At 44.7% G+C, this 15,727-nt stretch carries 17 protein-coding genes; 11 read left to right on the top strand and 6 right to left on the bottom strand.

Annotation, left to right across the window (positions count from 1 at the left end; translation table 11 throughout):
• The first annotated feature begins 30 nt into the window (after positions 1 to 30).
• The 8 genes from H6F77_RS13950 (at position 31) to H6F77_RS13915 (ending at position 5,282) form a co-directional block, all read left to right on the top strand.
• Positions 31 to 906 carry an SDR family oxidoreductase gene (locus H6F77_RS13950; protein WP_190489328.1) on the top strand — a complete coding sequence of 292 codons (876 nt, stop codon included), beginning with the start codon at positions 31 to 33 and terminating at the stop codon, positions 904 to 906.
• A gap of 22 nt (positions 907 to 928) precedes the next feature.
• Positions 929 to 1,135 carry a hypothetical protein gene (locus H6F77_RS13945; protein WP_190489327.1) on the top strand — a complete coding sequence of 69 codons (207 nt, stop codon included), beginning with the start codon at positions 929 to 931 and terminating at the stop codon, positions 1,133 to 1,135.
• Positions 1,125 to 1,469: a type II toxin-antitoxin system PemK/MazF family toxin gene (locus H6F77_RS13940; protein WP_190489326.1), complete on the top strand. Its 345-nt coding sequence runs from the start codon at positions 1,125 to 1,127 to the stop codon at positions 1,467 to 1,469. The genes H6F77_RS13945 and H6F77_RS13940 overlap by 11 nt, the downstream gene beginning before the upstream one ends.
• Before the next feature lie 72 nt (positions 1,470 to 1,541).
• On the top strand, positions 1,542 to 2,687 hold the full coding sequence (locus tag H6F77_RS13935; protein ID WP_190489325.1) for a DNA cytosine methyltransferase: 1,146 nt from the start codon (positions 1,542 to 1,544) through the stop codon (positions 2,685 to 2,687).
• Between the two features lie 502 nt (positions 2,688 to 3,189).
• Positions 3,190 to 3,543, top strand: coding sequence for a hypothetical protein (locus tag H6F77_RS13930; protein ID WP_190489324.1), 354 nt, complete (start codon positions 3,190 to 3,192; stop codon positions 3,541 to 3,543).
• A gap of 109 nt (positions 3,544 to 3,652) precedes the next feature.
• Positions 3,653 to 3,811 carry a hypothetical protein gene (locus tag H6F77_RS13925; protein ID WP_190489323.1) on the top strand — a complete coding sequence of 53 codons (159 nt, stop codon included), beginning with the start codon at positions 3,653 to 3,655 and terminating at the stop codon, positions 3,809 to 3,811.
• Between the two features lie 189 nt (positions 3,812 to 4,000).
• Positions 4,001 to 4,498, top strand: coding sequence for a hypothetical protein (locus H6F77_RS13920; protein WP_375335940.1), 498 nt, complete (start codon positions 4,001 to 4,003; stop codon positions 4,496 to 4,498).
• Positions 4,499 to 4,502: 4 nt separating this feature from the next.
• A complete protein-coding gene (locus H6F77_RS13915; RefSeq protein ID WP_190489322.1) occupies positions 4,503 to 5,282 on the top strand; it encodes an ABC transporter ATP-binding protein in 780 nt (259 codons plus the stop codon).
• A 117-nt stretch (positions 5,283 to 5,399) separates the two neighbouring features.
• Here H6F77_RS13915 and H6F77_RS13910 read toward each other — a convergent pair whose 3' ends face one another.
• The 3 genes from H6F77_RS13910 to H6F77_RS13900 all read right to left on the bottom strand — a co-directional run bounded on the left by H6F77_RS13910 (position 5,400) and on the right by H6F77_RS13900 (position 6,835).
• Positions 5,400 to 5,636: a hypothetical protein gene (locus H6F77_RS13910; protein ID WP_190489321.1), complete on the bottom strand. Its 237-nt coding sequence runs from the start codon at positions 5,634 to 5,636 to the stop codon at positions 5,400 to 5,402.
• Between the two features lie 52 nt (positions 5,637 to 5,688).
• Positions 5,689 to 5,856: a photosystem II assembly protein Psb34 gene (gene psb34, locus H6F77_RS13905; protein ID WP_190489320.1), complete on the bottom strand. Its 168-nt coding sequence runs from the start codon at positions 5,854 to 5,856 to the stop codon at positions 5,689 to 5,691.
• Positions 5,857 to 6,112: 256 nt separating this feature from the next.
• Positions 6,113 to 6,835 (bottom strand): response regulator transcription factor, encoded by a 723-nt coding sequence (locus H6F77_RS13900; RefSeq protein ID WP_190489319.1) that lies wholly within the window; start codon positions 6,833 to 6,835, stop codon positions 6,113 to 6,115.
• A gap of 941 nt (positions 6,836 to 7,776) precedes the next feature.
• Here H6F77_RS13900 and H6F77_RS13895 point away from each other — a divergent pair.
• Complete coding sequence (locus H6F77_RS13895; protein ID WP_190489318.1) at positions 7,777 to 8,025, top strand: DUF6761 family protein; 249 nt, start codon at positions 7,777 to 7,779, stop codon at positions 8,023 to 8,025.
• Between the two features lie 249 nt (positions 8,026 to 8,274).
• Here the strand turns inward: H6F77_RS13895 and grxD are convergent, their stop codons facing one another.
• From grxD to H6F77_RS13880, 3 genes are all read right to left on the bottom strand, one after another.
• Positions 8,275 to 8,598, bottom strand: coding sequence for a Grx4 family monothiol glutaredoxin (gene grxD, locus H6F77_RS13890; RefSeq protein ID WP_190489317.1), 324 nt, complete (start codon positions 8,596 to 8,598; stop codon positions 8,275 to 8,277).
• A gap of 67 nt (positions 8,599 to 8,665) precedes the next feature.
• On the bottom strand, positions 8,666 to 8,926 hold the full coding sequence (locus H6F77_RS13885) for a BolA family protein (RefSeq protein ID WP_190489316.1): 261 nt from the start codon (positions 8,924 to 8,926) through the stop codon (positions 8,666 to 8,668).
• A gap of 125 nt (positions 8,927 to 9,051) precedes the next feature.
• Positions 9,052 to 9,735, bottom strand: coding sequence for a hypothetical protein (locus H6F77_RS13880; RefSeq protein ID WP_190489315.1), 684 nt, complete (start codon positions 9,733 to 9,735; stop codon positions 9,052 to 9,054).
• A gap of 719 nt (positions 9,736 to 10,454) precedes the next feature.
• Here H6F77_RS13880 and H6F77_RS13875 point away from each other — a divergent pair.
• Both H6F77_RS13875 and H6F77_RS13870 read left to right on the top strand, forming a co-directional pair.
• Positions 10,455 to 13,220, top strand: coding sequence for a GAF domain-containing hybrid sensor histidine kinase/response regulator (locus H6F77_RS13875; protein ID WP_190489314.1), 2,766 nt, complete (start codon positions 10,455 to 10,457; stop codon positions 13,218 to 13,220).
• Positions 13,217 to 15,442 (top strand): GAF domain-containing protein, encoded by a 2,226-nt coding sequence (locus tag H6F77_RS13870; RefSeq protein ID WP_190489313.1) that lies wholly within the window; start codon positions 13,217 to 13,219, stop codon positions 15,440 to 15,442. The genes H6F77_RS13875 and H6F77_RS13870 overlap by 4 nt, the downstream gene beginning before the upstream one ends.
• The last annotated feature ends 285 nt before the right edge of the window (positions 15,443 to 15,727 follow it).

The following is a 15,727-nucleotide window of genomic DNA, read 5'->3' as shown; positions in this document are numbered from 1 at the left end:
ATTTTAAATTTTTAGTTTTGAGTTGACATCATGGTTTTAGTAACTGGAGCAACAGGAGGACTCGGACGCCGGATTGTGCGGCGGCTTCGAGAGCAGGAAATTCCGGCGCGGGCATTTGTTCGCCTCACCTCTCGCTACGGAGAATTTGAACAGCGGGGTGCGGAAATATTTATTGGCGATTTGCGACAAGACAAAGATATTCAGAAAGCTTGTCAAAATACTCAATACATTATTAGCGCTCACGGATCAAATGGTGATGCTCAAGCGGTAGATTATAGAGCAAATATTGAATTAATCGATAGAGCCAAAGAAGCTGGTGTCGAACATTTTGTTTTCATCTCCGTATTGGGTGCTGACAGAGGCTATGAAGATGCACCGACTTTTAAGGCAAAGCGGGAAGTAGAAAAATACTTGATAGCAAGTGGGTTGAATTACACCATTTTGCGCCCTTCTGGTTTTGCCTCAAATCTGTTGCCACTAGCAGAAAATTTTCGTCAAACTGGGATTTATCTGTTAATTGGCGACCCGAAAAGCCGCACTTCTATTGTTAGTACCGACGACTTAGCGCGGATTGCTGTAGATTCGCTAACAGTTGAAGGGGCACGCAATAAAATTTTGCCTGTTGGCGGTTCAGATATTTTACAGCGCGAGGATATTCCCCGGATTTTTAGCCGGATTTTTAACAGAGATCCAGTTGTCATTAACCCGCCGATGTTTGTGTTTGATGGGGTGCGGAGTACAGTGGGGTTATTAAATCCCAAGGTTTATAAAGGTTTGGGTACTCTGCGGACGTTGCTGGACAATGAATTTTTCTGTATGCCGGAGGATATTGCGAATCTGGAGTCTATTTTCACCATGAAAATGGAATCTTTGGAAAGTTTCTTGCGGCGTTATTTAGCAAATTGATAATATTTAGAAAGGAAAATTGATGCAAAGCCATAACATTGAAAACCAACCTATAGAAGAGTCAGTGGATAAAGAAAATATTGCGACTAAATTCTCGCAAACTGACAGCGAATTGCTAATTTCCGATTTAGGTTGGTCAGGAGCAGAAGCTAAAGAGACGTACTATCGCCTGATGAATTTTAAGGAAGATTGGGAAGCACCGGGAATGGAAGCTTACGATGAGCTATAAGCGCGGTGATGTCATTCTTGTCCGCTATCCTAGCTCGGACTTGCGGACATATAAGAAGCGTCCAGCGTTGATAGTTCAATCGGATGATATTAGTACAGGAGTCCCCCAACGAATTGTCGCACTCATCACCTCTAACCTGAGCAGAACGGGAGCAACGCGAGTTCCGATTCAGAAAGATAGTGATGTTGGTCAACAGATGGGATTGTTGAAGGATTCAGTTGTGGTGGCTGATAATCTGGCTACTGTAGTAGATCGGGAAGTGGACAGAAAAATTGGCGCTTGTCCAGTGATGGATAGGGTTGATGCTGCTTTAAGAAGGGCGTTGGGGTTGTGAGTGTGGAAAGCGATCGCTCCCTTTTGAAAAAGGCATCCCTTTCAAAATTAGTCTAGTTCAGCAGAAGAAAAGATGGAATCAAAGCCACCCTATTTTTCCCCCAGTGGGGGAGAACAAAAACCTGCTTTAAATCAGAAGAAAGCAAAGTTAGGGCGTTACGAACGCATCCAACGCGAACTAGAAATAAATAACAGCGATCGCTACAAAATATTCATTGATATTGAACCGCCAACCCCGCCAGCATCTAGCTATAATTTTGTAGATCTTTTCTGCGGTGCGGGAGGAATCACGCAAGGTTTAGTTCAAGCAGGATTTCGACCAATAGCAAGTGTTGAAATAAACGCGATCGCGCTGGCAACTCATACACAAAACTTCCCCCAATGTCATCATTTTTGCGGAGATATTGAAAACTTTAATTCGCAAAAATTCCTTGAAAAAATTGCTTCTCCCGAAGTCCATCTTGTTGTAGGCGGGCCACCGTGTCAAGGCTTCTCGGTTGCAGGAAAACGCGATCCTAATGACCCTCGCAATCGTCTATTTCGAGAATTTGTGCGCGTCGTTTCCGAGATACGTCCTTGGTACGTTGTTATGGAAAACGTGCCGGGAATTCTCACAATGCAGCAAGGTGCTGTATACCGCGCAATTTGCGAGGAGTTTGAATCTATAGGCTATCCCCATATCTCCGTTGCAATTCTTGAATCTGCTGCTTATGGCGTTCCGCAAATTCGCCCGCGAGCTATTTTTATTGCCAACCGATTTGGGATGCCTAACCCATATCCAAAAGCTCAATTATTTCCTCACCAATATAAACCTATTGAGTTAGCTATTTCCGATTTACCACCATATACTTCCATACCAGAAATAAACCACGAGTGGACTAAGCATTCACCTGAGTTTATAGAACGCATTGCCAAAGTTCCCCCAGGCGGTTCTTTATATGAAAGTTATGTTGATGCTTTCAAGCGTCAATATCCTGGTAAACCAAGCATGACTGTTAAAGAAAATCACGGCGGTACTCATATTCATCCATATCTTAACCGCGTCATTTCTGCTCGTGAAATGGCTAGATTGCAAACATTTCCCGACACTTTTATTTTTGCAGGCTCGATGAAGAAAGCAATGTGGCAAATCGGGAATGCAGTTCCGCCAAGGTTAGCAGAGTGCATAGGTTATGCACTTATTCCTTATTTGAATGCGATCGCGCCAGCACTGCTTTAGGAGTTCGCAATTAACAACAAAATAAGATTTGCTGTTAAGGGTCTTGTTAATAAATATTTTTTATTTACTCTATATTATTAGCCTAAATTGCCAGCCGTTCGAGAAAAGCTGTTACATCAATTGCTAAACTGCTAGGAAGGCTCGCAAGTACTATTGCGCCATTGCAATCCTGAAATATAAGTACAATCCAGGTTGGGAAGCAGTCCCAGTTCTTATTGCGAGATTGCCAGCGGTTGCGGGTGTTGCTTCACGAGATGAGCCATTACTACACGAGCTGATTGTTAGGGTTTGCAGACTATTAGCCTACCGACAATATGTTACATAAGCTTAAGCTGCCCAACGCGATCGCGTCTTTGGCAATGCTTTTAGCAACCCCTCAACCTCAAATCATCCCCAAGTGCATTTAGAGGCAGATACAAAAAGTAACATCTGTCCTTATTGTCTCTGTACGTTGGAAATTTACCCCTATATTCTGGAACTATAAGCTTAAGAGGAAAATAATATGCACAAGAACAGGCAGATCAGTCAAATCATGGAGAGTGATGCCAATATGAATCATCTTGGCACTCTCACACCTGTATGTAAGAGCAAAGATTGCAATCATCTGCAACGCAGGCAGCAGCAGAGGGCTATCAGCAACGCCATGATTCAAATTGCCGTAATGTATGGAGAAATGCAAACCAGTCATGGCGCACTTACCTTCACGCTTCAAGACAAAAGCTTGCAGCATACTCCTTACTGGCGGTTTATTGATGTTCTTAGAGGGCTGCGAGTCGTCTGTGTCGCAGGGCTGCAAAATCAGCAAATTCTGACGGCTTACTGGCACGAAGACACTAAACGTAGGGGTCGCAAATAGCGCAGCATTAGCGTAGAAAATGCCTAGCTAGCCCTGTCAAGCTGACTGTTGATAGGATATGGGAACTGCGCGATATCAACGAAATAAAGACCACAGGAGAACAGGGTAAGTGCTACGTGCAATATTTAAGCGGTTTGTGCAAGAGAGTCCGGTGAGTGTCATGGTGCAAGGGTTAAGGGAGAACATCGTTGCACCACAGCAAATACATCGCATTTTTGAAGCAAACGCCCAAGTACAGTACACCAAAAAGCTGCTATTCTCCAGCTAGGTCAAGTTAATTACTTTAGTGGTTTGTGGTATTCACCCATCAACAGTCACCTTGACACGGCTATGATTGCCCACTTAACCTATAAATTTCGTAGAAATTGTATAAATATTAGCTGTGTCAACAAACCTTGAATTTCAGGCCGAATTACCTTCTATATTTCGCATTTCTCCCCTAATTCGCATCACCCTAATGGCGCTATATCTGGCGCTGACAATTCCCCTACCGTTTTTGTCCCAAGTAACAGCATCGCTAGTGCCGCCAGCGTTACTATGGCTGGGAATTGGCTTTGGTTTTGTGGCGTTGTATGGTGCGTTGAGCGAAAGGGTAATTTTGGATGAGCAAAAAATCCAAGTAAGTTATCCCCGTTGGGTTCCGCGTTTTTTTCGTAAGGGTTGGGAGTTACCTTGGACAGAAGTTAAAGATTTAAAACTCCGCACCACTGGACAAGGGGGAATAGTTTACTATTTTGTCAGCCATTCGGGACAGGGTTATTTATTACCGATGCGCGTGGTTGGCTTTTCTAAGTTAGTCCAACTGGTACAAAATAAGACGGGAATTGATACAAGTGATGTCCGTCCTTTGGCGCAACCCTGGATGTATCTTATTTTGTTGACGTTTACGCTGTTGCTGTTTTTTGTTGATAGTTGGACAATTTGGACTGCTGTTAGTCTAGGGAAATTAACATAATTTTTTGAACGACAAAGACACAAAGTTGTTACGCCTTGAACAAGTTAGTCTAGCCGCGCCAGTAGGCTCCCAATACCTGCTGAAAGATATTTCTTTTGAGGTGAATGGGGGCGCTCCTTCTACGGAGATGCTAGCATCGCGCATTACTATTATCGGCCCATCTGGCGCTGGGAAAAGTTCGCTATTGCGGCTGTTGAACCGACTCAGCGAACCCACCAGCGGGACAATTTATCTAGAAAATCAAGATTATCGTCAAATCCCAGTTATCGAGTTGCGGCGACAGGTGATGTTGCTTCCTCAAGAACCGAAGCTGTTAGGGATGACTGTTGGGGAGACTTTAGCTTATCCGCTAGTTTTGCAGGGTGTCGCCAAATCCGTAATTCAGCAACGGCTGATAACCTGGATGGAGCAACTGCGTATACCAGAAGACTGGCTAAATCGGACGGAGTTGCAGCTATCACTAGGACAGCGGCAAATAGTGGCTCTAGGTCGTGCCTTAGTAGCGCAACCCAAAATCTTATTATTAGATGAGCCGACATCTGCCCTTGATGCTGGTCGCGCCTCTCACGTCGTGCAAGTTTTAACTCAACTTTCCCAGCAAGGAAACACTACGATTTTGATGGTAAATCACCAGCTAGATCTAGCTCAACAGTTTTCTACCCGCGTGCTTTATTTGCAAGATGGCAGTTTAATTAGCGACACTCCCTCTGAGCAGATGAATTGGCCTAAGTTACGCGAAACTTTAATTCAGGCTGAAGCTAAAGCGGCTGAGGAATGGAGTTAATTTTAGCCAATTCTTAACTTAGCAGCCAGAATTTTTTCAATCTAAAATCGACCATCTAAAATAATAAAACCCCGGTCAACAGACTGGGGTTTTATTATTGGGTTAGCTATTTTTGCTTTAGAAAGTGCGGAAAATAAATGGTGAAATAATTGCTGTGAATGCAACAGCTTTGAGTATATTGTTGAAGAATCGCCCCACTTCTGGGTTATCTCCCAGTGCTGCATCGTTGCGACCAGCGGTTAAGAATAGCGACCAAGCTTGATTGGCATTAATAGGTGCAAAGTTGTTGAAGTCAGCGTTAAAAACTGTCGATGCATAAGAAAAGCGACTATCAAATTCATAATTAGTTTTCATCAGAAAATCTCCTTATTTGTTAAATTTCCGAGTCATTAATACAGGGGATGTTTTAGTTGATCCCAAATGCTGTCAACAACACCAAGCTGACTAATACGATGGCTGCTACGCTTTCCAAGGCATAGCGACGCTGCTCGTCTGCTGTTGGGTACGTTGCAACGTAGACTACAGGCTCATTTGCATAGTTGTTCAGTATGCCTCTTTCGTCGATTGTCTTCATAGCTGCATTTCCTTTGTTGCCTTATGTAAATAAATGTAACAGAGTTTTAAGAAAAATGCAACAATTTAATAATTTTTGCTATAGATACTGCTTTGGTTAGAGCAAACGTTGTTTGGTTGGCAGCTAAAACATCCCCTGCATGGTTAATTGACGGTTAAGGGTTGCTGGGGGCGATCGCGCCGAAAAATTAAAAACACCCGCCAACTATTAGTTGACGGGCGCTCTAGAATGCCGAAGTTAAGCTGTGCGGCGAAGTTCAGCCGACCGCCGACCGTTGAGAAGTGACTGCTGTATTGATAATTTCTGGGTTGAACCGATACCCCACGTTACGGACAGTTTGAATTAAGCTGGGTTGTCGCGGGTCATTTTCAACTTTCTTACGCAGTGACAAGACGTGGGTATCTATAGTACGCGGGTTATCAATAGCGTCTGGCCATGCGCGGCGCAGCAGTTCGGAACGACTCAGCGGTATTCCCCCAGCTTGAGCGAGGACGTAAAGCAGGCTGAATTCTTGGGGAGTCAAGTCAATGAACTCTTCTTTAAAGCGGACGCGACGCTGCACTAAGTCAATTTTGAGGTCGCCATAGTCCAGCGAAGCTGGTGCTGAAGTGACGCGGATGCGGCGAATTAGAGCTTCTACCCGTGCCAGAAATTCTTGCATCCCAAAGGGCTTAGTCAGATAATCGTCGGCTCCGGCTTTCAGACCTGTGACAATATCGCTTTCTGTGTTGCGGGCAGAAAGCATCAATATAAGCGAATGTCGCTGTTGTTGGAGCCAGCGGCAGAACTCTACGCCATCGCCATCGGGCAGGTCGGAGTCAAGGATGACGAGCGTGGGTTGGCGACTGTAAAACATCTCCCTAGCGTGAGTCAGGCCAGCGGATTGACACACCCAGTAGCCTGTTTGCTGTAAGTGCCAGCCCAGTAGCGATCGCAGGTGAGGATTTCCCTCGATGATTTGAATACAAACCGAGGACACTATGATACTTCCCTTCAAGCTGGTGAGTCTCAGGTTAACAAACCAATTGTCATGGTTTTGTAACAACTGTTACTCTGAGCTGCAAGAGTAGAAGATAGGGAGCAGGGCAAAGAAAAATAATCGCCAACGATTTATGAAAATTGTTTGCGCCAAAGAATAATTAGTACAATAAACTTAACGAAGGTTAACAAGAAGGCGATCGCTCTTAAGGATTTGACGCCAGAATCCTTGCTTTACAAAAATAACCTTGAAGAAGGCTGTGGGGGCGATGTCCCTGCTACTCCCAAACTTGGTAAGCCCTGAAGCAATACCTCTGGAGAAATGGTAGAAATAGCCCAACTGGTGCATGACGCCGATGGTGTACTTTACTACGATTGAATCAAAGACTTATAAAGGCAACTTTGACAGAATGCATCGAGTCTTCACCTATATCTCCCGTATGGGGATTGACGGCCAGCATCATTCGATCTAGGTTGCTATCCTAAAAGCGAACTAGGTGGGGCATCTATGATAGGGAAAAATATCAGCCGTCTGTGCGATCGCGAAGCGCGTGCCTAGCACTCTCGCGAGGATTGTATGCACTCCTTTATCCGCCCAGAACCTTAAAAAAGCTGATATGACGGCAGGGAATTTTGTTAAACCTCTGCTAAATTATAGATTCCTATCTCCTACTAGGTATCGCGCCTGCAATTGTCCCTAAAAACTGACGTTGTAGCCATCCTCGCAACCCCATGCCACCAAAGCATGGCATCTTTGAGGAAACCTTTATCAAGATTGACTGGGAGAGGTAGCAGGAGTTATATTAACCTACCCCGACTTACAAATTTCCTAAGTCGAAGCAGGAAATTCTTGTCTTACCCAGCCTTAAGAATAATTGATTTTTATCGACCACAAGCACAACAAAAATTATTGCAGCGATCGCGAAATTTCGAGGCCCTACCATGCTACAAGATACTCTAACCATCCGCTACTACCAAAAACTTACCGACGCCCTCGTCGAACAATGGAACCGGGGTTATCGCTTCGATGACCTGCGCCTGTATGTAGATGGCTATTTAGCTGCCATGCGACACAGTAGCGCCCTCGAACCCTATCTCATTCACCGCTTAGAGGAAGAAGTCACGCGCTACCTCTACGACCCATCCAACTTTGAAATGACCCAGCCAGAACGAGAATCAGGCTACTACTAATTCATCGCAATGGCTTTAATTGGTTAAAAGGTCAGAGTTTCTCTGACCAACATCTTTTAGGGAAGAAGTTTTTCGATCGGCAAAAAATCATAAAGCATCGTTAGGTTTGAGCTGGCGCAGTCATTTGTATAGTTTAGCTTTTAACTTATTACAAGTGCGATCGCGTCAGCAAAGACATGAAAATCCCCTGAGATTATCTTGATTTTCAAGATAATCTGAGGGGATTATTAGCGGAGAAAAATCTAAACTTTAAGAAGCCAACGCCACTTCTACCAGCTGATGCAACTCTCCCTTCTGGTAAAGCTCGATCATAATATCTGAGCCACCGATAAACTCGCCATTAATGTAAACTTGGGGAATTGTCGGCCAGCTGGAATATTCCTTAATGCCCTGGCGAATTTCGGAGTTTTCCAAAATATCAACAGTTTTGTAAGGGACGCCCAGTGTATTCAAAATTTGTACTACATTATTTGAGAAACCACACTGGGGCATCAGCTTGTTGCCCTTCATAAAGACTACAATTTTGTCTTCTTTTAGCAACTTGTCAATCTGCTCTTTAACTTCTGGTGTCATAATCTCTGCCTTCAAGTCCTTTATTTCTAGTTTACTGGCGGTTGACAGAAGCGGCGCCTTCTTGAGCTTAAACAACCTGACGAGCAGCCTCCCAAGTTTGAGGAGTGTAGGTTTTGAAAGTTAGCGCGTGAATAGCTTCTGTAGCCATTGCTTGCCCAACCGCCTTATAGACTAGCTGGTGTTGCTGCACGAGGCTCTTGCCTTCAAACTGGGATGATACGACTACTAATTGATAATGGTCGCCGCCGCCAGTTAAATCTTGAACCTGCACGTGAGCATCTGGCAATGCTGCCTTAATCATTGTCTCTACCTGAGCTGGGCTAACCATTAAAACTCCCGTTATACTTCAATTTTTGTAGGGGGCAAAGCGCGGCTTAATTTTCGCGGGCAGACAGCAGACGTGCTAAGAAACCGAAGCCGCCCTTACCGCACTACAACACCCATAAGTATAATTTAGCGTTTGGGTAGAGTTGACGAAGGCGTTGACGAAGGCGTTGACGAAGGCGTTGACGAAGGTTTTGGCGAAGGCGTTGAGGAGGTAGATTCGCTAGCGCGAGGAAAGGGAGAATCTACAAACCCCAGTTCCAACAACTGCTGGTAAGCTTTTTTGCCTAAGTCGCGGGTGGGATTTTGGCTGCGAATGATCTGAATCAACAAAGGCACTGCCAGTTCTGGCTGATTTTGCGCCCGGTGTACGAGTGCCAGCTGATAGGTAGCGTCATCCCGCATTTGGGCAGTATCAAGAGCTTTTTTGCGGTTATCGTCAGAAACCCGATTGTCAATGCCTGAGAAACTCGTGGATAGTTGTTGGTAGAAATTAGATAACTGATTAAAAACCTGGCGGGCTTCCTGAAGTTTTTTGCCAGCCGCAGCATAGTTCTGTGACCCAACCGCATTAACAGCCTCAGCCATTAAACGCTGTCCACCCTGCAAACTCAGAATGCTACCATCCTGGTTCAACGGGCGGAGATTATTGGGGTCGGTCAAGTCGGGCTGTGCCTGACCGGGGTCTTGTGCTGGTAGTGCTGGAACCCTGTTTTGAGCCTGCGCCGATGGCATCAGCGCCATTAGTCCCGCGAGGGGTAAGGAAAAAAGGCAAGTAAAGCCAGTGCGACGACCAGTTCCAGAAGATACCATGTAGTAATTCTAGTGGGTGAGCAGAAACAGCAAAATTGCTAAACTTGGGGTTATCTTACCATTGCCAGACCCCAGTGGGTTGATATACAACTGCAAAGGATATTCCCCAAGCCTTGCCCGCAACTAGACTTAGACGATTGCCAGAAAGTTCCGCGACCTCTGCTTTAAAGGTAACTCCACTCGCCGGGGAGAGGAAGAGTCCGGAGTCCGGGAAGAGTGACAGAAGAGACAATATTGTAATTTCTTTTTAATCCCTGCTTTTCAATCTTTAGTATGGAATTTTAGTTTCTTTGGCTTGTTAGCTTACAAAGCAATTTGTAAAACTTATTTATTTTTCGGTCGTCATAAATTGCAGCATCATGAATAAATAAAATTTATATTATTGATGAGGATTTGTACGGCGCAGCTTTCATTCCACTATTTTTGCTGTAGGCCAGTCAAATGAAAACGGCGATCGCAGATTATTGAGAGAAAATAAGTATTTTTTACTAAAGATACCTATTCGAGAGCAAGAAGCCTTTGAGCATGATTTAAACCAGCTAAAGGCAAAGTAAAAAAGTCAATTAACCCTCAGTTCGCTCTTAAATGAACCGAATTGCCCTAAGGACATTATTACTTAGTAGAATTCAGTTTTTATATGATGCCCTTTAAGCGTTATTGCTGATTATTTCACGAGGGCTATACAGCTAAAGTAATATAAGTTAGTCAAGTATATTTATATGGTTCCCTTAAATGAAGCGGAGCGACTAGCAGCGGTGCGGCGCTACGACATTCTGGACACACCTCCTGATGGAGCTTTTGACCGGATTACAGCCCTAGCCTCCCGATTCTTTAACGTACCAATTGCAATTGTTAGCATTGTTGACCACGATCGCATCTGGTTTAAATCTCATCATGGGCTAGAAGTGCAGGAGATTGGACGCGAACCAGGACTGTGTGCAAGCGCGATCTTGCAAGAAGATATTTACGCCGTACTAGATGCTAAAGTAGACCCGCGCACATTGTCTAACCCATTGGTAGCTGGAGACTTTGGGCTGCGGTTTTATGCAGCGGCTCCGTTAGTGACAAGCGATCGCTACAGGTTGGGAACTGTCTGCGTACTTGACCATAAACCCCGTCATATTACAGAAGCCGAAAAGGAGATTCTCCAAAATTTAGCCGATATCGTCATGGATGAACTGGAGATGCGGCTTGCAGCTAAAAAAGCTGTGGAGACTGAAATTATCCTTACTAAGCAGGCGCTGGAAGCAACCCGTGCCAAAAGTGAATTTTTGGCCACAATGAGCCATGAGATCCGCACCCCCATGAACGGAGTAATTGGCATGGCCGGATTATTGCTCGATACAGAGCTATCGCCCCAGCAACGAAATTTTGCCGAAACAATCCGCAGTAGTGCTGATACCTTACTCACCATCATTAACGACATCCTAGACTTTTCCAAAATTGAGTCAGGCAAGCTGGAATTAGAAGAACAACCCGTCAACCTGCAAGAGTGCATCGAAAGTGCCCTGGATTTAGTTGCTCCCGCTACTTGTGAAAAAGGTTTAGAGTTAGCCTACCTGATCGAGCCAGGAACCCCCAGCACGATAATTGGCGACGTGACTAGACTGCGCCAAATTTTAGTAAATCTACTCAGTAATGCGGTCAAATTCACTAAAACTGGCGAGGTGGTAGTAACAGTTTCGGCAAAACAGGCCAGATGCGATCGCTCGGCTGTACAACAGGGAGGGGTGGAGAACGCAGCTTCTCCTATAGGGATTAGCAATGGGGAATTAAGAGACGCGATAAATCGGCGTCTCTACAAGGACTCCGAAATTGGGACAATTCATTCCCAATCCTCTATTTACGAAATTCAATTTGCCGTCAAAGATACGGGAATTGGCATCCCTTCAGACCGGATGCATCGTTTGTTTAAGTCCTTTAGCCAGGTTGATTCCGCTACAACCCGCGAATATGGCGGTACTGGGTTGGGATTAGCTATTAGCCAGCGTTTGAGCCAAATCATGGGTGGCAGGCTGTGGGTTGAGACCAGAGGCGTAGTAGGAGGAAATCCTCCTGATAATTGGGAACCGCCCTTGTATGTAAACCCATCTTTACAAAGGGAAGGCTCTAGTTTTTATTTCACCTTAGTTGCCCCATCTTCTCCAGATTCCCCGCTTGTCGAACTAAATGCTACCCCGCAGTTAACTGGAAAAAGACTGTTAATTGTGGATGACAATGCTACCAACCGCCAGATTTTGACCTTGCAAGCACAGTCGTGGGGGATGGTGACGCAGGCAGCATCCTCTGGGGAAGAAGCTCTAGGCTGGCTGCGTGAGGGGCAGGCATTTGACATGGCCCTTTTAGATATGCAAATGCCAAAGATGGATGGATTAACTTTGGCGACAGAAATACGCTTGTTACCTAATGGCCAAGACTTACCTTTAGTAATGTTGACCTCATTGGGCAAGCAAGAGAAGGGAGAAATTGTAGATAAGGTAAAATTCGCAGCTTACCTGACCAAACCGATTAAACCATCCCAGCTTTACAATGCCGTAACCACTATTTTTGCTTCTCTAGCGATGTCGAAGCAGCGAAAAGCCTTTACAGCCGACCAACGCTCTGGTTTCACCAAATCGCCCTCCAACCTAAGTGAATTAGACCTCAAACTCTCCCAAAGCTTACCATTGCGGATTCTTTTAGCCGAGGATCACAGGATAAACCAGCAACTCGCCGTGTGCCTGCTGCAACAGCTTGGGTATCGAGCAGATGTGGCTGGCAATGGGCTAGAAGTGCTGGAATCCCTGCGCCGTCAACCTTATGATGTGGTGCTGATGGATGTGCAGATGCCAGAAATGGATGGATTGGAGGCGACAAGGCAGATTTGTCAGGAATGGCCCTTGGGTTTGCGTCCTCGGATTATTGCTATGACAGCTAACGCCATGCAAGGCGATCGCCAACAGTGCCTTGATGCAGGCATGGACGACTACATTAGCAAGCCCTTCAGAATGGCACAAGTGGTTGAGGCTTTAAAGAAATGTCAGCCCATAAGCGGTGTCAGCACACAAGAGAGTAGCTTAGAAATTTCCAGATTTGGGCAGCAAACTAATGATAACTTTCCACTCAGCACTAGGCAGGTGGTAGCAGACACTTCCATCGATAGGGAAATACTGCAAGAATTTTGTCAAACACTCGGAGAAAACAGCTCGCACATCCTGACTACATTGATTGATTGCTATCTAGAAGATGCGCCAAAATTATTACAATCAATGTTAACGGGAGTTGAGCAAAGAGATGCGATCGCTCTAAATCACGCATCCCACACTCTTAAATCCAGCAGTGCTGCCCTTGGTGCTACAAATCTCGCTAATTTGTGCAAAAAAATTGAAGCAATGAGCCGCTGTGAAAATATTCAAGCTGCATCCGTGAAAGTGTTAGAAATTCAAACAGAGTATGAAAGGGTTAAGGCGGCTTTGAACATGGAACGCCACCGGAGTCAGGTATGAATTTCACTCCCACTCACCAAGATTCCCCCTCCGTGCTTATCGTCGATGACGATAGGTTTATGCGGACGCAGTTGTGCTGCATGATGGAACAAGAGGGGTATCAAGTAATACAGGCTAGTAACGGGGAAGAGGCAATAGCTGCTTTCACTCGCAAACGTCCCGATATAGTGTTGCTAGATGCCATGATGCCCGTTATGGATGGGTTTACTTGCTGTAGCAAATTACGAGCGCTTGCTAGTAGTAATATGCCATCTGGCACGCCTGTATTGATGATCACTAGCCTTGAGGATAAAGCATCTGTCGATAGAGCATTTGAGTCAGGTGCTACCGATTATGTCACCAAGCCCATCCACTGGGCAGTATTGCGTCAGCGCTTGCATCGTCTGGTTCAAGCTAGTCGGGCAAATGCGGAATTACAATACCAGCACGAACGGGAAAGACTGATGGGAGCGATCGCAACTCGCATTCGCCAGTCTCTTAACCTAGAGGAAATTCTCACCACTACAGTAACTGAGGTGCGGCATTTTCTTCAAATCGATCGAGCAATTGTTTATCGCTTTGAATCAGACTGGAGTGGGGTTGTTGCAGTGGAGTCGGTAGATTCTGCTTGGACTTCTATCGTGGGAAAAACAATACATGACCTCTGCTTTGCTAAATCCTATGTTCAAGACTATAAACAGGGTTACATTAAAGCAGTAACGGATATTTACACAGCAGGTTTGGCTCCTTGCCATGTAGATTTACTGGCTCAATTTCAGATTAGAGCTAATTTGGTAGTACCTATTCTACAAGGGGAAAACTTGTGGGGGCTGCTAATTGCCCATCACTGTTTGGCACCCCGTCAATGGCACCAATTTGAAATAGATTTGCTAGAACAACTGGCAGGACAGCTTGCGATCGCCCTTCAACAATCTGAACTTTATCAACAGCTTGCTAAGCTCAACACAAACCTCGAACTTCAGGTACAAGAACGCACAGCTCAGTTGCAACAGGCTCTCAAATTTGAAGCAATGCTCAAACGCATTACCGACAAAGTGCGCGACAGCCTCGACGAAAGTAATATTTTGCAAACAGCTGTACAAGAATTAGCAATTGTCCTTGGAGTTGAATACTGCCATACAGCGTTGTATGACCTTGACGCAGCTACTTCCACTATTTGTTATGAATATGCAACTTCAACGCCCTCATCTCAGGGGCGCGTGGTGCAAATAGCTAATTTTCCTGAGATATACTCTCAGCTACTGCAAGGCCAGTATTTGCAATTTTGTAAAATAGTTTCCGCTCGACTCGATGGTAATTACGAGCGGTTAGCAACGCTAGCTTGCCCTATTTTTGACGATCAAGGCGTGTTGGGCGATTTATGGTTAGTGACTAACAAAGAATATGTATTTAATGAGTTAGAAATACGCTTGATACAGCAGGTGGCAAATCAATGCGCGATCGCTATTCGTCAAGCTCGGCTTTACCAAGCTGCACAAGCTCAAGTGAAGGAAATGGAAAAAATTAACGTCCTAAAAGACGATTTTTTGATGACCGTTTCTCACGAACTAAAAACGCCTTTATCAAACATGAAAATGGCGCTGCAAATGTTGGAATCAATAAATGAAGAATGCGGTTCTTGTTCTAAAGTAGGCAATTTCAATGCAGAATCTAGTCCAAGTGCTATTTACCTCGATCTGTTGAATGATGAGTGCGAACGGGAACTAAAGCTTATAGACGATCTGCTGGACTTGCAGCAACTCAATGTAGCGGCTCAAGATTTAGACAAAACACTAATTAATTTACAAGACTGGATTCCTCACGTAGTCGAACCCTTTGAATATCAAGCACAGAAACATCAACAACTATTACAAATTGATATTGCTCCTGAAATTCCTGGTCTGATTTCTGATTCGTACATTTTGGCTCGCATTCTCACAGAGTTGCTTAATAATGCTTGTAAGTACACTCCACCGGAAGAACAAATTACAGTAAGTGCGCGTACTAAAGCGGGAATAATTCAGTTAAGCGTGAGCAATTCTGGTGTGGAAATTCCCGTCACTGAAATTCCCCGCATTTTTGACAAGTTTTATCGCATTCCTAGTAACGACCCCTGGAAACATGGTGGAACTGGTCTGGGGCTGGCGCTGGTGCAAAAATTGGTAAGTTATTTAGGAGGATCAATTCAGGTAAAGAGTAAATCAAAAGAAACTTGTTTTATAGTTGAACTACCTATTAATTAATGGGGAATGGGGAATGGGGAATGGGAAATTGGCGAGTGATATCGTGTCCGGTTGAATACCCTTAGTTAAGACTGATGCGGGGACGCGGTGAAGCGGGGAAATTTTTATTCAGGTCAATTGAACGGATATGATACGAGGGAATATTGTAGAGACGCCGATTTATCGCGTCTCCCCAGTGGGAGAGGAGGGAAGGAAAGTTTTAGAAATTATGAATAACAAGCAATAAATTAGCAATTAGCTAGTAAAAAATGAAAGAGGCGATCGCTAGTTAAAAAGAAATAATAT

Source organism: Microcoleus sp. FACHB-831 (assembly GCF_014695585.1).
Classification (GTDB): Bacteria; Cyanobacteriota; Cyanobacteriia; order Cyanobacteriales; family FACHB-T130; genus FACHB-831.
The sequence above is the reverse complement of the archived record's forward strand: the minus strand, read 5'-3'. Positions and strand labels throughout refer to the sequence as shown.